This is a genomic window from Lacrimispora struthionigena, from assembly GCF_048627165.1.
Taxonomy (GTDB): Bacteria; Bacillota; Clostridia; order Lachnospirales; family Lachnospiraceae; genus Lacrimispora.
Map to the genome: position 1 here is coordinate 1,886,867 of NZ_JBMBWP010000001.1, position 19,016 is coordinate 1,905,882.

19 protein-coding genes are annotated in these 19,016 nt (G+C 42.0%); 17 read left to right on the top strand and 2 right to left on the bottom strand.

Features of this window, described 5'->3' with window-relative positions; translation table 11 throughout:
• Nucleotides 1-3: 3 nt before the first annotated feature.
• From coaE to ACOAOT_RS08480, 7 genes are all read left to right on the top strand, one after another.
• Complete coding sequence (coaE, locus tag ACOAOT_RS08450; RefSeq protein ID WP_420216569.1) at nt 4-585, top strand: dephospho-CoA kinase; 582 nt, start codon at nt 4-6, stop codon at nt 583-585.
• Nucleotides 586-591: 6 nt separating this feature from the next.
• Nucleotides 592-1,389, top strand: a complete 798-nt coding sequence (locus ACOAOT_RS08455) for an MBL fold metallo-hydrolase (RefSeq protein WP_420216570.1) — start codon at nt 592-594, stop codon at nt 1,387-1,389.
• Nucleotides 1,390-1,403: 14 nt separating this feature from the next.
• Nucleotides 1,404-1,676, top strand: coding sequence for an ACT domain-containing protein (locus ACOAOT_RS08460; RefSeq protein ID WP_104436132.1), 273 nt, complete (start codon nt 1,404-1,406; stop codon nt 1,674-1,676).
• A 39-nt stretch (nt 1,677-1,715) separates the two neighbouring features.
• Nucleotides 1,716-3,080 (top strand): PFL family protein, encoded by a 1,365-nt coding sequence (locus ACOAOT_RS08465; RefSeq protein ID WP_420216571.1) that lies wholly within the window; start codon nt 1,716-1,718, stop codon nt 3,078-3,080.
• A 2-nt stretch (nt 3,081-3,082) separates the two neighbouring features.
• Nucleotides 3,083-4,249, top strand: a complete 1,167-nt coding sequence (locus tag ACOAOT_RS08470; RefSeq protein ID WP_420216572.1) for a class I SAM-dependent methyltransferase — start codon at nt 3,083-3,085, stop codon at nt 4,247-4,249.
• Between the two features lie 75 nt (nt 4,250-4,324).
• Entirely contained in the window at nt 4,325-4,669 is a 345-nt protein-coding gene (locus ACOAOT_RS08475; RefSeq protein WP_420216573.1) for a phenylpyruvate tautomerase MIF-related protein, read from the top strand.
• 35 nt (nt 4,670-4,704) lie between these two features.
• A complete protein-coding gene (locus ACOAOT_RS08480) occupies nt 4,705-5,211 on the top strand; it encodes an NUDIX hydrolase (RefSeq protein ID WP_420216574.1) in 507 nt (168 codons plus the stop codon).
• Here the strand turns inward: ACOAOT_RS08480 and ACOAOT_RS08485 are convergent.
• A complete protein-coding gene (locus ACOAOT_RS08485) occupies nt 5,206-6,471 on the bottom strand; it encodes a nucleotidyltransferase (RefSeq protein WP_420216575.1) in 1,266 nt (421 codons plus the stop codon). The genes ACOAOT_RS08480 and ACOAOT_RS08485 overlap by 6 nt on opposite strands.
• A 162-nt stretch (nt 6,472-6,633) precedes the next feature.
• Here ACOAOT_RS08485 and pduL point away from each other — a divergent pair, with 162 nt between their 5' ends.
• From pduL to ACOAOT_RS08515, 6 genes are all read left to right on the top strand, one after another.
• Complete coding sequence (gene pduL, locus ACOAOT_RS08490; protein ID WP_420216576.1) at nt 6,634-7,203, top strand: phosphate propanoyltransferase; 570 nt, start codon at nt 6,634-6,636, stop codon at nt 7,201-7,203.
• Between the two features lie 20 nt (nt 7,204-7,223).
• Nucleotides 7,224-8,417: an acetate/propionate family kinase gene (locus tag ACOAOT_RS08495; protein WP_420216577.1), complete on the top strand. Its 1,194-nt coding sequence runs from the start codon at nt 7,224-7,226 to the stop codon at nt 8,415-8,417.
• Between the two features lie 114 nt (nt 8,418-8,531).
• A complete protein-coding gene (locus tag ACOAOT_RS08500; RefSeq protein WP_104436140.1) occupies nt 8,532-9,059 on the top strand; it encodes a YceD family protein in 528 nt (175 codons plus the stop codon).
• Nucleotides 9,060-9,061: 2 nt separating this feature from the next.
• Complete coding sequence (rpmF, locus tag ACOAOT_RS08505; RefSeq protein WP_097006282.1) at nt 9,062-9,244, top strand: 50S ribosomal protein L32; 183 nt, start codon at nt 9,062-9,064, stop codon at nt 9,242-9,244.
• A 191-nt stretch (nt 9,245-9,435) separates the two neighbouring features.
• The gene (locus tag ACOAOT_RS08510; protein WP_420216578.1) at nt 9,436-10,947 is read left to right on the top strand and encodes a sialate O-acetylesterase; all 1,512 of its coding nucleotides are present in this window, start codon (nt 9,436-9,438) and stop codon (nt 10,945-10,947) included.
• Nucleotides 10,948-10,956: 9 nt separating this feature from the next.
• Nucleotides 10,957-12,483, top strand: coding sequence for a glycoside hydrolase family 43 protein (locus ACOAOT_RS08515; RefSeq protein ID WP_420216579.1), 1,527 nt, complete (start codon nt 10,957-10,959; stop codon nt 12,481-12,483).
• Here ACOAOT_RS08515 and ACOAOT_RS08520 read toward each other — a convergent pair.
• On the bottom strand, nt 12,480-13,340 hold the full coding sequence (locus ACOAOT_RS08520; RefSeq protein WP_420216580.1) for a helix-turn-helix domain-containing protein: 861 nt from the start codon (nt 13,338-13,340) through the stop codon (nt 12,480-12,482). The genes ACOAOT_RS08515 and ACOAOT_RS08520 overlap by 4 nt on opposite strands.
• Before the next feature lie 327 nt (nt 13,341-13,667).
• Between ACOAOT_RS08520 and ACOAOT_RS08525 the strand changes: the two genes are divergently transcribed.
• The 4 genes from ACOAOT_RS08525 (at nt 13,668) to ACOAOT_RS08540 (ending at nt 18,977) form a co-directional block, all read left to right on the top strand.
• Nucleotides 13,668-15,029: an ABC transporter substrate-binding protein gene (locus tag ACOAOT_RS08525; RefSeq protein ID WP_420216581.1), complete on the top strand. Its 1,362-nt coding sequence runs from the start codon at nt 13,668-13,670 to the stop codon at nt 15,027-15,029.
• Nucleotides 15,030-15,102: 73 nt separating this feature from the next.
• Nucleotides 15,103-15,879 carry a carbohydrate ABC transporter permease gene (locus ACOAOT_RS08530; protein ID WP_420216582.1) on the top strand — a complete coding sequence of 259 codons (777 nt, stop codon included), beginning with the start codon at nt 15,103-15,105 and terminating at the stop codon, nt 15,877-15,879.
• Between the two features lie 125 nt (nt 15,880-16,004).
• Nucleotides 16,005-16,859 carry a carbohydrate ABC transporter permease gene (locus ACOAOT_RS08535; RefSeq protein WP_420216583.1) on the top strand — a complete coding sequence of 285 codons (855 nt, stop codon included), beginning with the start codon at nt 16,005-16,007 and terminating at the stop codon, nt 16,857-16,859.
• Nucleotides 16,860-16,886: 27 nt separating this feature from the next.
• Nucleotides 16,887-18,977 carry a glycoside hydrolase family 3 C-terminal domain-containing protein gene (locus ACOAOT_RS08540; RefSeq protein ID WP_420216584.1) on the top strand — a complete coding sequence of 697 codons (2,091 nt, stop codon included), beginning with the start codon at nt 16,887-16,889 and terminating at the stop codon, nt 18,975-18,977.
• Nucleotides 18,978-19,016: the final 39 nt, after the last annotated feature.

The window sequence follows — 19,016 nt, forward strand, 5'->3', positions numbered from 1 at the left end:
CGTATGAAAGTAATTGGACTTACTGGCGGAGTGGGGGCTGGTAAAAGTCTGGTTCTCACCATATTAAAAACAAAATATAATGCAGAAGTGATGGAAGCGGACAAAGTTGCCCATGAACTGATGGAGCCGGGAGAAGAAGGATATCTGGGGATCAAAGAAACTTTTGGTGAAGCCATTCTTAATTCAGACGGCACCATTAACCGTACTGCACTGGGAAAAGTGATTTTTGACAATGAATCTGCCAGAGAACAGATTAATTCAATCATTCATCCCCTGGTGTGGAAAAGAATCAGACAAAAAATTTCCGCTTCCCAAGCCGGGCTTATTGTGGTAGAATTTGCAATTATGGGTGAAGAAGCGGAAGATATCTATGATGAGATGTGGTATGTACATGCATCAGAAGAAGTCAGAATGAGACGGCTTTTAAAAAACAGGGGCTACTCAAAAGAACGTTCGGAAAAAATGATCAGAAGCCAGGCGTCGGAACAGGAATATGCAAGGCGTTGTGACCGGATAATCGAAAACCATGGTTCTGTTAAGGATTTAGAGGATCAATTGGCGGAAATATTAAAAAGCAGGGGATAGAAAACGATGAGACTGGTAAGCATTGCTAGCGGGAGCAGCGGAAACTGCATTTATGTAGGTTCTGATACGACTCATGTTCTGGTAGATGCCGGAATAAGCAATAAAAGAATTGAACAGGGCTTAAATGAAATTGGATTAAAGGGCAGCGAGCTCACAGGAATTGTAATTACTCATGAACACTCGGATCATACCAAAGGGCTTGGAGTGCTGGCCAGAAAGTATGGCGTTCCCATCTATGGAACACAGGAGACTCTGGAGGAGATTTCCAAGCAGAAGTATCTGGGAGAATATCCCCGGGAATTGTTTTGCGCCATTCGCCCGGATGTGGATTTTTTTGTTGGAGATTTAGAGGTCAAGCCGTTTTCCATTGACCATGATGCGGCAAATCCGGTAGCATACCGGATACAGCATGAACATAAATCGGTTGCAGTAGCAACGGATATGGGGCATTACAATCAGTACATTATCGACCATCTCCAGGGACTGGATGCTGTTTTATTAGAATCCAACCATGATGTGAATATGCTTCAGGCAGGACCTTATCCTTATTACTTAAAACGAAGGATATTGGGAGATCATGGACATTTATCCAATGAAAATGCGGGACGGCTGCTGTGCTGCATTCTTCACGAAAACTTAAAGAAGATTCTGCTGGGCCATTTAAGCAAGGAAAATAATTACGAAGAGCTTGCTTATGAAACCGTAAAGCTTGAAATCTCAGAAGGAGATAATCCATTTAAGGCATCTGATTTTTCCATAGCCGTTGCAAAACGGGATCAGATGTCGGAAATTATCACTATATAAAGAGGAGATGCATGATGAATAAGACGATTATTACAGTAGTTGGCAAGGACACAGTAGGGATTATAGCAAAGATTTGTACTTATCTGGCAAATAACCAGGTAAACATATTGGATATTTCCCAGACCATTGTACAGGGGTATTTTAATATGATGATGATTGTTGACATCAATGAAGCAGCGAAGCCTTTTGGAGAGCTTGCGGATGAACTGGAACAAATTGGAGACGAGATTGGTGTAAAGGTAAAATGCCAGAGAGAAGAAATTTTTACTAAAATGCATCGGATCTGATTACTGCAGTGAGGCTTAAGAAAAGGATGGGTTATCGATATGTTGAATATGTTTGAAGTAAATGAGACCAATAAGATGATCGAGCAGGAATTGCTGGATGTGCGCACTATCACCATGGGTATCAGTCTCCTTGACTGCTGCGACAGTGATTTAAAAGCGGTGAATGAAAAGATTTACAACAAGATCACCACGGTTGCAAAAAATCTGGTATCTGTAGGAAAAGAGATAGAGAAAGATTTTGCAATTCCCATTGTTAATAAACGTATTTCCGTAACCCCGATTGCAATGGTAGGAGCTGCTGCCTGCAAAACTCCTGATGACTTTGTTACCATAGCACAGACCCTTGACCGCGCAGCTAAAGAAGTTGGTGTTAATTTCATTGGCGGATATTCTGCACTTGTCAGCAAGGGAATGACAACGGCTGATAAAAATCTGATCTGCTCTATTCCAAAAGCGCTGGCCTGTACAGACCGTGTCTGCAGTTCTGTTAATGTAGGTTCTACTAAGACAGGAATCAATATGGATGCAGTTGCTTTAATGGGCAAAATTGTTCTGGAAACAGCAGAGGAGACCAAAGATAATGATTCCCTTGGCTGTGCAAAACTGGTGATATTCTGCAACGCGCCGGATGATAATCCATTTATGGCTGGTGCATTCCACGGTGTTACAGAAGCGGATGCAATTATCAATGTAGGCGTCAGCGGACCTGGTGTAGTAAAACGGGCGATTGAGACCGCAAGAGGAAAGGACTTTGAAGTTCTTTGCGAGACCATTAAGAAAACTGCATTTAAGATTACCCGGGTAGGGCAGCTGGTTGCCCAGGAAGCATCCAAAAGACTTAATATTCCATTTGGAATCATTGATCTGTCTCTGGCTCCCACACCTGCAATCGGTGACAGTGTAGCTGAAATCTTGGAAGAGATTGGTCTGGAGCGGGTTGGTGCCCCAGGTACAACGGCTGCCCTGGCTCTGCTCAATGACCAGGTAAAAAAGGGAGGAGTTATGGCTTCATCCTATGTAGGCGGTTTAAGCGGTGCGTTTATTCCTGTCAGTGAAGATCAGGGAATGATTGATGCAGTTGCCATGGGTGCATTAAACCTTGAAAAACTGGAAGCAATGACCTGTGTCTGCTCCGTTGGTCTGGACATGATTGCCATTCCTGGAGATACACCTGCCACCACCATATCCGGAATCATTGCAGATGAATCCGCAATCGGTATGATAAATCAGAAGACAACAGCAGTTCGTATTATTCCGGTAATCGGCAAGACTGTTGGTGAAACCGTGGAATTCGGTGGTCTTTTAGGATACGCTCCTGTTATGCCAGTCAATCAATACTCCTGTGAAAAGTTTGTAAACCGCGGAGGAAGAATTCCTGCGCCGATTCACAGCTTTAAGAATTAGCCATGGAACAGAACGATAAAAGAGAAGTGACGGAAGCGCTCAGGGAATTTCTTGATGATTATTTAATTCGTATGATCATCAGCAATCCGGTTGAAAAACAGGGAATGTCCAAAGTGAAAATCCGTCCTCTTAAGCAAAAGGATTTATTGCTGTTTCAGGCCGAGGAGTTGGTTGGAAACCAGGCATTTCATAAAAACCTGACAAAAGAGGAATGTGCAGACTATGCTGCAGATTTACTGGCTGGAACGTTTCGGCAGCTGGAACTGGAATCAGCAAAAGGCCAGGTCAGGGTTCTGATCAGCAAAAAAGGAGTTCCTGGTATTAAGATGAAGCGTATTCCGCAAAAAATCACAGCACTTCCTGTAGTAACGGATCACAATAGACAAAAAAATTATATTTTAAAAGAAGGAACTCCCATACCATTTTTAGTTGATTTGGGAGTCATGTCGGAAAATGGAACTATCATAAAATCAAGATATGACAAATTCCGCCAGATTAACCGGTTCCTTGAATTTATTGAAGATATACTTCCCAGACTTCACAAAGACAGGGAAAATGTAATTATTGATTTCGGCTGCGGCAAATCCTACTTAACATTTGCCATGTATTATTATCTTCATGTGCAGAAGGGATACTTAATCCGCATTATCGGTCTTGATTTAAAGCAGACGGTAATTGACAACTGCAACCGGTTAAGTGAGAGTTATGGGTACGAAAAACTTAGATTTTATCACGGTGATATTGCATCATACGAGGGCGTCAGCCAGGTGGACATGGTGGTTACACTTCATGCCTGTGATACAGCCACTGATTTTGCTCTGGCAAAAGCTGTTTCGTGGGGGGCATCTGTCATATTATCCGTACCGTGCTGTCAGCATGAACTCAACAAACACATAGAGAACAGTCTGATGGCACCTGTTTTCCAGTATGGTCTTATAAAAGAACGAATGGCAGCTCTGTATACAGATGCTCTTAGGGCAGAGATATTGGAGAACCAGGGGTACAGAACACAGATACTGGAATTTATTGATATGGAGCATACACCAAAGAACATATTAATCCGTGCTGTTAAGCAGGGAGAAAAGAAAAATAACCGAAGCCAAATTGATGAAATTATGGAATTTCTTCATGGAAATCTGACTCTTTATGATTTGTTTTACAAAGAATAAACTAATATAAAATTATGAGTGAAATTTGCTGTCATATATGTTATGATATAAGCAATAATTAAAGGAGGAAAATCCATGCCTTTTATTAATTCAAAAGTAAATGTTGCATTATCCCAAGAAGAGAAAGAACTGATTAAGGATAAACTTGGCCAGGCAATCAGTCTGATTCAGGGAAAGTCAGAAAGCTGGCTGATGGTTGGTTTTGAAGATAACTATTCTCTTTATTTTAAAGGAAAGAACAATACGAAGCTTGCTTTTGTAGAAGTTAAGATTTTCGGGCATGCTTCTGACCGGGATTTGGATCATTTAACTGCTGAGATTTCCAGAATTTTTAAAGAAGTACTTGGAATTGCCCAGGATAAGATCTATATTAAATACGAAGAGGCAGAACACTGGGGCTGGAATGGAGCAAACTTCTAAATTTAACTGTTGACACGTCAGACAGGGGAGCGCTTATGGAGCTTTGGGATATCTACGATGAAAACAGAGCGGCAACAGGAAGGACTCATGTCCGGGGAGTTCCGCTGGGAAAAGGGGAATATCATCTGATTGCTGATATCTGGACCGTAAATCACAGGAATCAGATTCTGCTGACCAGACGGCATCCCAATAAGCCTTACGGCTTAATGTGGGAGTGTACCGGCGGTTCGGTTCTTGCCGGCGAGACCACAGTGGAAGGGGCTATAAGAGAACTTTGGGAAGAAGCCGGAATTCATGCTGAAAAAGAGGATTTAACGCTGATTCACAGCATCAGACAGAGGGAACGGTTTGTGGATACTTATATCAACAGGCAGAATGTCACGAAAGACGATCTTAAGTTACAGGCAGAGGAAGTTGTGGACGCAAAGCTTGTGACTTTTGATGAGCTTCTTGATCTGTGGAAGCAGGGAATTGTAGTACCCAAATCCCGGTTTCTTCTATATAAAGACAGGATTAGAGAATATATCAATCCGCCGTCATAATATGACGACGGATTGTGTAAATTCATTTTTAATTTTTATATTATATTTAGCCTGTAATACTGTCTGATAGATGTGAGAAGAATAGAAGTCATGCCGGAGCATAGCGGCAGCTGCTCCCGTTAAATTGGTTTCTGCACCAGCAGTTTTGGCGATGAGAGGGATGCTCCCTCTCTTTTTTATTTCACCCATCAGGGATACAGATTCTTTTTTGAAACCCAGAATTCTGGCATAAGGAGCATAGCCTGCCCGACGGCCATCCTCCGTCAGCTGGCCGGTTGTCCCCAGCATAATATGGAGCAAACCACGGCTCACTCTTGTATAGGTGTATTGTCTGGTTTTTAACTGGTTGATCTTTTCTTCAAATGAATGATAATCTGGAAGCTGTTTTGTAATTCTTGCAGCCATTTCTTCTGACACATCGGAAAAATTATTAAATGGGGTTCCTTCCATAGACAGCCTTAGGAGAGCGGAATTTAACAGGAGACTGAAATCGTCGCAGTAAAGAGGTTTGCTTTCCTGTATTTTTAATTTCACCGGATCTGGTACATAATCGAAGACTGTATTCCCCGCCTTATTGTAATCTTCTCCTGATTCCCTTAATGCCTTTCTAAGTCCGGTTGCAGAGCAGAAACGATGGGGCGTTAAAAGAGGATCGTGATAGCCGCTTCCATTTCTTGCAATGGTCAAAGGTGTTAAAGAAGCGTTTTGTCTATAGATGGCCTTTAAATATTCAATTCCCAAAATGTTGTTGGGAGAGGCCAGAAGCGAGGCATCTTCTTTCCCTACAGCTTTGCTGGTGACAAGAGCGGTGTTTCTTGCTTCCGGAAAAGTAGCCCCCTTTTTCAGCTCTTTACGTAACTCATCTGAATAAACTGCAGGTTCGTTGGCGAGAATAGTAGCAATAGCGGAAAGTTTTTCCATATCCCCGCTTTCGCTGCCAAAGCACACAGTGTCAACTGCCCCCAGGCCGTTTAGCAGTGCCACAGAGCAGGATGCAAAGTCTTCCGCGCTTCCGGAAGCAAAAACAGACGGAATTTCCAATACCAGATCGGCTCCGCAGGAAAGTGCCATGGCAGTCCTTGTATACTTATCATAGATAGCAGGAGCTCCCCGCTGTACAAAATCTCCACTCATGACTACCACAGCATATTTTGCATTTGACAGTTCTTTCGCTTTTCTGATATGATAGGCGTGGCCGTTGTGAAAGGGGTTGTATTCAGCGATAATACCTACAGCATGCAAATTTTTCTCTTTTATCATAAAAAACGTCCTTTTTCTTTTTTTCAACCTATATTATGCTATTGTTTCGCAAAAAATGCAAATTATTTTGTCACAACACTTGAAAATTTTCAGGAATGCTCATAGAATAGAGTGAGAATCAAGAAGAAGCATTGATCAATTAGAACAGGAGAATAGATAAGTATGAATTTTATCGTTGAAACATCAGCTCGTCATGTACATTTATCTCAGGAACATCTTGAGATTTTATTTGGACAGGGATATGAATTAACCAAGAAGAAAGAATTATCCCAGCCAGGTCAGTTTGCTTGCGAGGAGAGAGTTACTGTTGTGGGATCAAAAGGTGAGTTCAAAGGAGTTTCCATTTTGGGACCAGTAAGAAAATCTACTCAGGTGGAACTTTCTCTGACAGATGCCCGTTCTGCAGGAATCGCCGCACCAGTAAGAGAATCCGGAGATATTGCAGGCAGCGGACCATGTAAGATTGTCGGACCAGCAGGTGAGATTGATATCACAGAGGGTGTAATTGCAGCAAAGCGTCATATTCACGCAACGCCTGCAGATGCACAAAAACTGGGAGTTGAAAACGGCGAGATCGTTTCTGTGAAAATTGATACAAATGGCAGAAGTCTTGTTTTCGGAGATGTAGTTGTACGTGTAAACGAGTCCTATGCTCTGGCTATGCACATTGATACGGATGAATCTAACGCAGCAGGCTGCGGCAGAGAACAGTACGGCGAAATTGTAAAATAATTGAAGGAGAATTTAGTTTTATGAAAATTTTAGTTATCAACTGCGGAAGCTCTTCCTTAAAGTATCAGTTAATTGATATGGAAAATGAGGGAGTTTTAGCAATAGGTTTATGCGAAAGAATTGGTATTAACGGATCCAAACTGACTCACAAAGCAGAAGGAATAGGCAAATTCGAATTAGAAGAAGAGATGCCGAACCACACTGTAGCAATCAAGCTGGTTATGGATGCCCTGGTTAATCCTGAGCATGGAGTAATCAAAGATACCAGTGAAATTTCTGCAGTAGGACACCGTGTTCTCCATGCCGGTACTATTTACAGTGATTCCATCGTTGTAAATGAAGATGTTAAAAAAGTGATCCGTGACTGTTTCGATTTAGGACCTCTGCATAACCCTGCTAACTTAATGGGTATTGAGGCATGTGAAGCAGCTATGCCAGGAACACCAAACGTAGCTGTTTTTGATACTGCATTTGGTATGGGTATGCCAGAGAAGGCTTCTCTTTACGCAATCCCTATGGAATATTATGAAAAATACAGCATTCGCCGTTACGGCTTCCATGGAACAAGCCACAGCTTCGTTTCCAAAGAAGCACTGGGCTTTTGCGATCTGGATTCCAACAATGGTAAGGTTATTGTCTGCCACTTAGGAAACGGCGCAAGCATCTCTGCTTCCATCGGAGGCAAGTGCGTGGATACAAGTATGGGTCTTACTCCTCTTGAAGGTCTTATTATGGGAACCAGAAGTGGTGATATTGATCCGGCTGTGATTCAGTTTATCTGCAATAAAGAAGGAAAGACAGTCAATGAAGTACTGGATATCTTAAATAAAAAATCCGGTATTCTTGGTATGTCTGGCGGAATCTCCAGCGATTTCCGTGATGTTCAGAAAGCACAGGCAGAGGGAAATCATCTGGCTGATACAGCAATTAATGCATATATTTATCGTGTTGCAAAATACATCGGCGCTTATACTGCAGCTATGAACGGAGTAGATGCCATCGTATTTACAGCTGGTGTAGGTGAGAATGATAAGCCGATCCGTGCAGGAATCTGTTCTTATTTATCCTATCTTGGCGTAGAAATTGATGCAGAAGCTAACAGCCACAGAGGCGAACGCATGATTATTTCCACACCTGATTCCAAGGTAAAAGTATGTGTAATTCCTACAAATGAAGAGCTTGCAATTGCAAGAGAGACAAAAGCTTTAGTATAATTCCTTAAATATTAGCACATTATAGTTTTTATAATGTGAAATATGGAAATATTTTGTTGACAAATAGTGCGCCCCTATGTATAATTACATAGGTGCGTATTAGGAGACTATAATATGCTTATTAATTTAACCGAGTTGTTTACCCTGGAAGGGAAAGAGAAAACCTATACACTTGATATAGAGATGAAGACTTATCATGGACCCTACGGAGATTATGAAATAGCAGATGCCAAACCGGTAGTGCTGCGGATCATGAATCTGGGTGGAAAGAAACTGGAGCTGGAAGGAAAAGTGGAACTTACTCTGCTGATTCCCTGTGATCGTTGTCTGGAGCCTGTCCCTAATGAGCTGAGTTTTGATGTCATTCGAATGGTTGATTTAAGTGAAACCAGAGATGAGAGTGAAGAGGATCTCGAAGAACAGCCATATGTAATTGGTTATTGTCTGGATGTAGACCAGTTGGTTTGTGATGAACTCATACTGAATCTGCCTATGAAGGTTCTCTGCAGTGAAGACTGTAAGGGAATTTGTAATAGATGTGGAACAAATCTCAATCATGAGACTTGTGACTGCGATGTTAGGTCGCTTGACCCGAGAATGGCAGTCATCCAGGATATTTTTAAACAGTTTAAGGAGGTGTAACCATGTCTATCTGTCCAAAGAATAAATCTTCTAAAGCTAGAAGAGACAAACGTAGAGCAAACTGGAAGATGAGCGCTCCGAACTTAGTGAAATGCAGCAAGTGCGGTGAGCTTATGATGCCACACAGAGTATGCAAAGCTTGCGGTTCTTATAACAAGAAAGAAATCATTTCTGTTGCTGAATAATTTCAGTATGGAAATAGCTCAAAACATAAAAAGGCAGGGAATCTGATTATTCAGGTCCTTGTCTTTTCTTGTTGTGGGGAAAAGGTGAGCCATACAGCTAATATTGATAATAAGGACGCAAGTATTTTGTTTTTTATCATTGGGTTCTGTGCTATACTGAAAGAAAAATGACCAGCTTATGGGGGTATAATATGGCACAGATAAAATTACCGGAAATCTTTCAAAATGGAATGATCATTCAGCGGAATAAGACGATTAAAATATGGGGAGAAGCTGAGGGGACGGACAAGCTGAGAATCACCTTCTGTGGTGACAGCATCTTTGCAGATATAAAAGAAGGGAAGTTTTACTGCGAATTATCGGCAAAGGGAGCGGCATATGGTCAAAAAATAGAGATTTTTGCTGACGAAAGGAAGGAACCGGCTGTCGTTTTGGATGACATTTGCATTGGTGATATTTACATAGCAGCTGGTCAGTCAAACATGGAATATTATTTAAGATATGATGCCCATTGGAATGAGATAAAGCAGTGGGAGCGAAACGATATGATCCGTATGTTTAACTGCAAAAGGATTGCTTATCCCGGTCAAAGCAGGGATCTTCCTGAATGCGGAAGCTGGTTTAAAGAACAGGAATATCAGTGGGAGAGCTTTTCTGCTCCGGGCTATTCTTTTGCCAGATCCATTCAGCCGGTGATTGGTGTTCCGGTTGGTATTATAGGCTGTAACTGGGGCGGAACTCCGGCCTGTGCATGGATGGAAGCATCGTATTTAAATGATCCGCCTCTGTCTGTATTCAAAAAAGAATATGAGGAGGCCGTGAGGGCTGTTGATGAGGAAGAAATGAGACGGATCAGTCTTGAGGCCTGGGAGTATGAGGATTCCTACCTTCATCAGATTGCCTGGAGAGCAATGATGTATGGCATGAACCAGCAGGATCAGGAGCGGTGGATGGCTGAAACTGCGGATGCCCCCGTTCTCCCATTGGGACCTTACCACCACTACCGTCCTTCCGGTTTGTATGAAATGATGCTGAAAGAACTTGCACCATTTTCTGTAAAGGGAGTTTTATGGTATCAGGGGGAATCAGATGCAGGGCATGGGGAAATATATGATAAAACCTTTGCTTCTCTAATTCGCTGTTGGAGAGACTTGTGGCAGGATGAACTGCCGTTTCTCTATGTTCAGCTGGCACCGTTTGGTAAATGGCTTGGCATCGGAGGAGAGGATTATCCAGTGGTAAGGGAGAGTCAGGAACGGGTATTAAAAAACGTACCAGGTACAGGTATGATCTCTATTATGGACCTGGGAATGTATGAGGATATCCACCCGAAAAGAAAAAAGGAAGTAGGGGAACGTCTGGCACTTCTGGCAAGAGGATTGATCTATGGGGAAGATATATTATGTGAATCTCCGGAATTTACAGGGGGAGAGCGGGAAGGAAACCAGATCCGTCTGCATTTTTCCCATACTGGATCAAAACTGCACGTAAACGGGAACGTTATTAATAGCCTGTATGTAGAACAGGGCGGTATTTTAATTGAAATAAAAGATTTTAAGCTGAATCAGGATTTGCTGCTGATTTTTGAAACGCTGACAGAAGAACCGGTTGAAATCAGGTTTGCAAAAGAGGGGTACTGTGAAGTTAATCTGTTTAACGAAGCAGATCTTCCTGTAAAGCCATTTGCCGCTGTGGTTATTTAGGAGGCTGCCATGGTAAATACAATCAATCCAATACAAAAAGGCTTTTATCCTGATCCATCCATATGCAGGATTTCTGATGATTACTACATGGTTCATTCTACCTTTGCATATGCACCTGGTATCCCTGTATTTAAAAGCAGTGATTTAAAAAACTGGACTTTAATCGGACACGTTCTGGAACGGAAGGAGCAGCTTCGTCTTACTGGGGCCAGAGTTTCCCAGGGAATTTATGCGCCCACAATCAGGTATCACAAGGGATTGTTCTATGTAATTGTCACCAATGTATCTGCAGGCGGAAATTTCTATGTTACTGCCACAGATCCAAAAGGCCCATGGTCAGACCCGGTTTTTCTGGAGAATGCGCCAGGAATTGATCCCAGTCTGTATTTCGAAGAAGATACCTGCTATTATATCGGTCAGCGCACAAAGGAACATCCGGCTTATTACGGTGATTGTGAGATATGGATTCAGGAGCTTGACTTAGAGGAGAAAAAGCTGGTGAAACAACCAGTTGTATTGTTTGATGGAAGCATGAAACGTACGATATGGGCGGAAGGACCTCATCTGTACCGAATTGGAGGCATGTATTATCTTCTTCTTGCAGAGGGAGGGACGGAGTTTAATCACAGTGTAACGGTAGCTCGAAGTCAAAGTCTTTATGGCCCCTATGAGGCCTGCCCTAATAATCCGATTTTAACCCACCGCCATTTGGGACATAATTACCCGGTTCAGTGTATCGGGCATGGAGATCTGATTGAGACTCCGGATAAAAAATGGTTTATGGTGATGCTTGGTACAAGACCCTTAAATGGTTGTGCTGAATTAGGCAGAGAGACATTTCTTACAGATGTAATATGGGAAGATGGCTGGCCGGTGGTGAGTCCCGGTTTGGGAAAGGTGCCTGAGTGCCTAGAGGTTTCCTCTTCGGATAAAGAGCAAGAGGTTTTACCGTCTGAGTCCGATATGAAGTGGACAGATCCCCTTGATATGCGCTTTATTGGTTTAAGAGATCACCCATCCCGGCTGCCTCTAAAAATCACCGGAGCCGGCAGCCTGCAACTTCCTTACCTCCCTGTAACCATAGAAGATTTGTCCGTTCCTGCCTATGTAGGGATCCGGCTTTTATCCAGAACTTTCCATATCCAGGTAACCATAGAGTCTGAGCCAAAAGGAGCGGAGGAAGCGGGGCTTGTTTATTTTTACAATGAAACCCATTATGTAAAAGTTGTCATTTGTGAAAGAGAAGGACAGCTGGAAGCGGTAACGATCATTCGAAAAGGGGATGATTGGGAGGAGAAAGGCAGAACAGAAGTAACCGGCAGGATTCATGAAATTAAGCTGTTGGGGCATGACCAGACAATGTCTGTTGAAATTGATAATCAGATCGCAGGTCAGCCCTTCCATATAGGGGATCTCTGTTCACAAAAAGCCGGTGGATTCACCGGCTGCACTGTAGGGGTATATGCTTCTTCCGTACATGAAGCTTCTGACCATTTCGCAGTTTTTGGACCGCTTCATGTCCACTTTTTTGATTAATTCTGTATATACATCTGGCGGAATTCCGTAGGTGTACAGGATTTAATGATTTTGAACATACGTATAAAGGCGGAGGGGCTGGAAAAGCCGGAGCGCAGTGCTACTTCAGTGACAGAAAGCTGAGGATTAATCAGCAGCGTTTCGGCAACAGCTATCCGCTTTTTATTGACATATTTATAAAATGATATATTTGCAAATTGTTTAAACAGCCTGGAAAAATGATATTTGCTGAAGCCAAGGAGGGATGCAACTTCCTCTAAGGTTAATTCCTCTGTGCAGTGGCTGCTGATATAATTGCAGATGTAAATGAATTTCTCTGCATATTTTTTTTGCTGAATGTTGCCTATATCAAGAGAACTGACCTGCTGGGTATGGTTTCGCCCAATCAGAGCAAACATTTCCAGAAGCCTTGAGTAAATCTTTGTTTCTGTGAGAGGCATGTCCTTCCTGTATTCTTCTAAAATTTCCAGCATATACTGATGGAGCTGGTCATGGACAGAGGGATAAAGTTCCGGTGTAACAAGGAACGTAGGATTTAAAAGCGTAAGTATGGATTCCAGCTCTTTGATTTCATGAAACATGGGAAGCTCAGCCTGAAATATAATCCGCCGTCCTGATTTGGGCGCTTTCAAGGCGTGAATGACTCCCGGACAGATCAAAATAATATCACCCGGTTTTAATTCAATGGTGTGAGTGCTTAAAACGATGGTGTATTTGCCTGTAAGAGGCATAATAATTTCAAGGGGAGTATGCCAGTGGGAAGGATAGTCTTCTGCCTGGGTGTTGTCATATAGGCGGATATTGGTATATTCTTTATAATTTACAGTCTCATGAGTACCTTTCAGATTTTCAATCAAAGTAAAACCTCCCCATAATATTAATGATAATGAATAATTGCTTTTGTTGTTTGTAAAAATTATAAAATATACTACAATAAATATCAATATAAAATAGTGAAATAGGCATATTTTAATTTTATGGTAGTTAAATAACACAAAAAAGCCTGGTTAAAAAAGTGTATTATGTATATTACGTTCAAAAGCAAAGTATGTATAAAATTTACAAATAGCAATATTTGATAATAGACAGGCAATAATTATAAAGAAAAACGGACAAAATTCTGATAGAGTTAATACATATCATAATTGCTTCAAATAATGCGAAGATTGTTAAGGAGGAAAGGTATGGTAAAGAGATTTGTTTCGGGTTTTTTGGCAGCTGCACTTGTATTGGGGTCACTTTCAGGATGTTCAGTATCTACAGATACTGGCGGAGGTGCTGGATCATCAGGCGCCACCACAGAGACTACTTCCGGATCTGTTACAGCAACGGGGAAAGAAGAGCAGATTACATGGATGTTCTGGGACGATTTAAATGCTACAGAAGATTTAATCAGCAAGGGGTACAAGCAGGTTATAGACCGGTTTAATGAACAGTATAAGGGGAAATATTACTGCAACGTGGTTACAACGAATCTGGAGGAATACCCGACAAAACTAAATGCGTTGGTTACTTCAGGCAATACACCTGATGTATTTATCTGCAATCCAGGTCCTAATCTGACTCAGTATGTGGAATCTGGTGCAGCAGCAGATTTGACCGATATTTTGAAAAACCAGGAATCGCAGTGGTATGGTAATTTTACAGATGGTATTTTTGAACGTATTACATATGACGGAAAGATAATGGCAATTCCTACCAACTTTGCAGCTGCCTGTGTATTCTATAATACAGACATCTTTAAAAAGGCAGGAGTTGAGGTGCCAAAGACCTATGACGAACTGCTTGCAGCATGTAAAAAAATCAAAGAAGCTGGTTATACACCAATTTCCTGTTCTGCAGGTACTGCATGGTGCCTTTCCATGATAGCCGGTTATCTCTGTGACCGTGAAGGCGGACCGGATAATCTGGTTGATGTAAATGCAGGCAAGATTGAATGGACCAGTAAGACATTTGTTGATGCAGCAACGAAATTAAAAGAACTTTCCCAGTATTTCCAGGACACTGCAGCTGGAGATTCCAATGATCAGGCAACTGCAAACTTCTACAATGGAGACGCAGCCATGCTGGTACAGGGATCATGGGCAATTGCTCAGATCAATGGAAACAATCCGGAATTTGAAGGCAAATGCGGCGTATTCCAGTTCCCGGCTATTGAGGGCGGCTCAGATCCAAACCGTATGATCGTAAAAACAGATAATCTTGTTATGAGTTCAACCACAAAGCATAAAGAAGCAGCCCTTGCACTTATGAAGATGTTCACCGATGACACTGCTCAGAAATATACCGCAGAAGTAGCTGGCAAGATTCCGGTTACCAAAGTGTCAATTGACTATGACAAAGCTCCAAAGCAGTTTGCTTATATCAACGATATCTTAAAGAACGTAACTGGTACATTAGGATTTTATAATGAATCACTGGCAAGCGTAGAAGCAGGAGATACCTTTGATGCAGCCATGGTAGATGTATTCCTCGGTAATGCAGAACCACAGCAGGCACTTCAGAAAGTACAGGATTTCTATAATAAAAACGTCTGGAAAAAATAATTGACAGAATGATGAGGGTATGCGAAGCATAAACGCCTTTGCATACCCTCATTATAGAAAGAGAGGCAGCCATATGAACAGGCTATTGGAGGATAGAAAAGCGGCTTTTATTTTTATTGCGCCGGCATTCCTTTTATTTACTCTGATTTTATTTGTTCCGATTATCCAGGTTATCTATTATTCCCTGTGTAATTATACGGGACTGACGAAACCGGATTTTGTCGGATTGAAAAATTATATCGATTTATTCACCAGTGATGAGACCATGAAAATCGCTTTGAAAAACTCCATATTTTTTATGCTTTTCTCTGGTGTGACCCAGCAGATCGTTGGTTTATTCCTGGCGGTTCTACTGACCAATATTAAGGCAGGCAGGAACTTATTTAAAAATATTTACTACCTTCCCTGTGTACTTTCATCAGCTGCGCTTGGTCTTTTATGGGCGTTTCTTTTTAATCCTAAAATAGGAATTAATAATCTTTTGAGCACATTTGGTATTCAGGGGCCCAACTGGCTTTTTGACACCAAAGGATTCATCCCTCTTCCTATGTGGGTGATCGGTTGTGTTGCTTTGTGGCAGTACGTTGGACAGAATATGATGCTTTATATGGCTCAGATCAGTGGGATATCAAGAGACATCTATGAAGCTTCTTACATTGACGGGGCTTCCAGAGGACAGTCGTTCCGTTTTATAACATTACCGTTAATCAAGCCTATGCTGATTACAACTCTTTCTTTGAACTGCATTGGTTCTCTTAAATTTTTCGACCTGATTTATAATATGACTCAGGGAGGGACCAAACCATCGTACGGATGTGCTTGCAACCCATTTATATACACAGGGATTTAAGTATTATAAATATGGTTATGCCAGTGCCATTTCCATAATATTGCTCATTTTATGCCTTTTTACCACATTCCTCATTAGTAAATGCATAAAAGTTGAGACGTACGAGTCTTAGGGGGAGGGAAACAATGAAAATAGAAGATAACCAGAAAAAAAAGAAAAAGATCACTGTAGCCGGTGTGCTTTTATATGCATTCCTGCTTGCCCTTGCTCTTGTTTATTTACTTCCGCTGGTCTGGATGCTGAGTGTTTCTTTAAAATCCAACAGGGAAGTCATGACCTCACCATTTTCGCCTCCCAGTGTTCTACAGCTGGGCAACTACATATTTGCATGGGTCAACGGGCAGTTAGGAGTGGCGACTTTAAACTCTTTAATTGTGTGTACTTCCGCATTGATCATCAGTTTACTGATCGGAGCTATGGCGGCTTTTGCCATCGCCAGAATGAGACTGGGCTTTCTTAAATACATGATGCAGTATTTTCTGATTGGAATGATGGTACCGGTACATTGTGTTCTGATCCCGCTTTTTGTCCGCTTTTCCAACTGGCATCTGACCAATCAGCTCATTGGACTGATTATTCCATATATTACGTTTTCACTTCCAATGACCATATTTTTAATGACAGGATTCTTTAAAAGCATGCCAGGTGAGATATTTGAAGCAGCGTGTATTGACGGCTGTTCCATCTATGGCTGCTTTATCAGAATCGCATTACCTCTCTCCAGAGTGGGGATGTTCGTGGCAGGTATTATGACCTTCGTCGGCAACTGGAATGAGCTGTTGCTGGCAATGGTATTTATATCTGACGTAGCTAAAAAAACACTTCCCGTTACTCTGACTTATTTCGTAGGTCCCTATGCTACAAACTATGTACAGATGTTTGCGGCAATTATCATAGCAATTGCACCCACAATTATCGTTTACAGCATTTTCAGCAACCAGATTGTAGACGGACTTACAACAGGAGCAGTAAAGGGATAAGACATCATTTTTCAGGAGGAAAGACAAGTGAATCGGAAAGAAGCGCGAAAAAGAGCGGAACAGTTAGTAGCAAACATGACATTAGAAGAGAAGGCAAGCCAGTTGCGATATGATGCACCGCCTATACGCAGACTTAATATACCAGCTTATAATTGGTGGAATGAAGCGCTTCATGGTGTAGCAAGAGCCGGGACAGCAACCAGTTTTCCTCAGGCCATTGGTTTAGCTGCTGCTTTTGATGAAGACCTGGTGCATGAAATTGCAGAGGTCATAGCAGAAGAAGGAAGAGCCAAATACAATGCATTTACAAAGCAGGATGACAGGGATATCTATAAAGGACTGACATTCTGGTCTCCAAACGTAAACATATTCCGGGACCCCAGATGGGGCAGAGGACAGGAAACCTACGGGGAAGACCCGTATTTAAGCAGCAGGCTGGGGGTTTCCTATATAAAAGGACTTCAGGGTGAGAAAGAGACCATGAAGGCAGCTGCCTGTGTGAAACATTTTGCTGTTCATTCAGGACCGGAAGCACTTCGTCATGAATTTAATGCAGAAGTTTCCCCCAAGGATTTAAGAGAGACCTATCTGCCTGCATTTGAAGCTGCAGTAAAAGAAGGAAAATCGGAAGCAGTTATGGGAGCTTATAACCGGACCAATGGAGAAGCCTGTTGTGCCAGCAAAACCCTGATGCAGGATATTCTAAGAGGGGAATGGGGATTTGAGGGACATTACGTTTCTGACTGCTGGGCAATCCGTGATTTTCATGAACGCCATTTAATCAGTCCTGATGCAAAGACATCTGCAGCCATGGCAATCAATGCAGGCTGTGATTTAAACTGCGGTAATACCTATCTTCATATATTAAATGCCTACGAACACGGGCTGGTAAGTGAGGAGACAATTACAGAATCCTGTACACGTCTGTTTACAACCAGATACTTACTGGGATTGTTTGATGACAATGAATTTGATTCCATTCCTTATGAAAAAGTGGAGTGTAAGAAGCATCTGGAGCTTTCAGAACGTGCCGCCAGAGAGAGTATGGTTCTGTTAAAGAATAACGGGATTCTGCCTCTGGATAAGGAAGCGGTAAAAACAATCGGGGTAATTGGGCCCAATGCAAACAGCAGAGCTTCTCTTATTGGTAATTATCATGGAACTTCTTCGGAATACATTACAATTCTGGAAGGGATAAAAGCGTTTGCGAAAGATGAGATCAGGGTTCTCTATTCAGATGGCTGCAATATCAGCAATCCTAAGACGGAAGCTCTGGCATTTGATCATGACCGTATCTCAGAGGCTGTGATTGTAGCTGAGCATAGCGATGTGGTTGTTCTCTGTCTGGGACTTAATGAACTCCTGGAAGGAGAAGAAGGCGATCAGGGCAATCAGTATGCTTCTGGAGATAAGGAATCATTACTGCTTCCTGAGTCTCAGAGAAAATTAATGGAAGCATTGTCTCATACCGGTACTCCGGTTGTGCTGTGTATGATGGCAGGCAGTGATATTGATTTAAGCATTGCCAAAGAGAATTATGACGCTATTATACAGGCATGGTATCCGGGTGCAAGAGGAGGAAAGGCGTTTGCAGAGCTTTTATTCGGCCTTTATTCTCCATCGGGTAAATTATGCGTGACATTCTATGATCCGGAATCCGATCTGCCTGAATTTACAGATTATTCCATGAAGAACAGAACATACCGTTATTTGGAAAGTAAGCCACAGTATCCTTTTGGGTATGGTTTGACTTATGGTCGGGCCAAAGTATGTGATGCTAATTTAAGCATGGAAGAAATGGAAATTGAGGCTGTCGTTGAGAATGTGGGAGACAGAGCGATTGAAGAGGTTATTCAGGTTTATGTAAAAGTTATGGATTCAGAATTTGCACCCCTGCATCCCAGACTTTGCGGATTTAAAAGGGTGGCACTGAATTGTGGGGAGAAAAAGAGTGTAAAAATAAAGTTGGATCAGCGGGCTTTTATGGTTGTAAATGAAAATGGGGAGTATGTTAAAGACGGAAACCACGTCGAATTATATGCAGGCTTTAGCCAACCAGATGAAACAAGCATACAGCTTATGGGATGTAAGCCGGTGAAGTTGACGGCAGAGATCTAGATTCCACGGTCAAATACGGACTATCAAAAGAAGCTGATA

What these genes read in the sequence shown, in the direction of transcription:
- coaE (WP_420216569.1), top strand. Translation starts at nt 4, where the DNA reads ATGAAAGTAATTGGACTTACTGGCGGAGTGGGGGCTGGTAAAAGTCTG.
- ACOAOT_RS08455 (WP_420216570.1), top strand. Translation starts at nt 592, where the DNA reads ATGAGACTGGTAAGCATTGCTAGCGGGAGCAGCGGAAACTGCATTTAT.
- ACOAOT_RS08460 (WP_104436132.1), top strand. Translation starts at nt 1,404, where the DNA reads ATGAATAAGACGATTATTACAGTAGTTGGCAAGGACACAGTAGGGATT.
- ACOAOT_RS08465 (WP_420216571.1), top strand. Translation starts at nt 1,716, where the DNA reads ATGTTGAATATGTTTGAAGTAAATGAGACCAATAAGATGATCGAGCAG.
- ACOAOT_RS08470 (WP_420216572.1), top strand. Translation starts at nt 3,083, where the DNA reads ATGGAACAGAACGATAAAAGAGAAGTGACGGAAGCGCTCAGGGAATTT.
- ACOAOT_RS08475 (WP_420216573.1), top strand. Translation starts at nt 4,325, where the DNA reads ATGCCTTTTATTAATTCAAAAGTAAATGTTGCATTATCCCAAGAAGAG.
- ACOAOT_RS08480 (WP_420216574.1), top strand. Translation starts at nt 4,705, where the DNA reads ATGGAGCTTTGGGATATCTACGATGAAAACAGAGCGGCAACAGGAAGG.
- ACOAOT_RS08485 (WP_420216575.1), bottom strand. Translation starts at nt 6,471, where the DNA reads ATGATAAAAGAGAAAAATTTGCATGCTGTAGGTATTATCGCTGAATAC.
- pduL (WP_420216576.1), top strand. Translation starts at nt 6,634, where the DNA reads ATGAATTTTATCGTTGAAACATCAGCTCGTCATGTACATTTATCTCAG.
- ACOAOT_RS08495 (WP_420216577.1), top strand. Translation starts at nt 7,224, where the DNA reads ATGAAAATTTTAGTTATCAACTGCGGAAGCTCTTCCTTAAAGTATCAG.
- ACOAOT_RS08500 (WP_104436140.1), top strand. Translation starts at nt 8,532, where the DNA reads ATGCTTATTAATTTAACCGAGTTGTTTACCCTGGAAGGGAAAGAGAAA.
- rpmF (WP_097006282.1), top strand. Translation starts at nt 9,062, where the DNA reads ATGTCTATCTGTCCAAAGAATAAATCTTCTAAAGCTAGAAGAGACAAA.
- ACOAOT_RS08510 (WP_420216578.1), top strand. Translation starts at nt 9,436, where the DNA reads ATGGCACAGATAAAATTACCGGAAATCTTTCAAAATGGAATGATCATT.
- ACOAOT_RS08515 (WP_420216579.1), top strand. Translation starts at nt 10,957, where the DNA reads ATGGTAAATACAATCAATCCAATACAAAAAGGCTTTTATCCTGATCCA.
- ACOAOT_RS08525 (WP_420216581.1), top strand. Translation starts at nt 13,668, where the DNA reads ATGGTAAAGAGATTTGTTTCGGGTTTTTTGGCAGCTGCACTTGTATTG.
- ACOAOT_RS08530 (WP_420216582.1), top strand. Translation starts at nt 15,103, where the DNA reads ATGAACAGGCTATTGGAGGATAGAAAAGCGGCTTTTATTTTTATTGCG.
- ACOAOT_RS08535 (WP_420216583.1), top strand. Translation starts at nt 16,005, where the DNA reads ATGAAAATAGAAGATAACCAGAAAAAAAAGAAAAAGATCACTGTAGCC.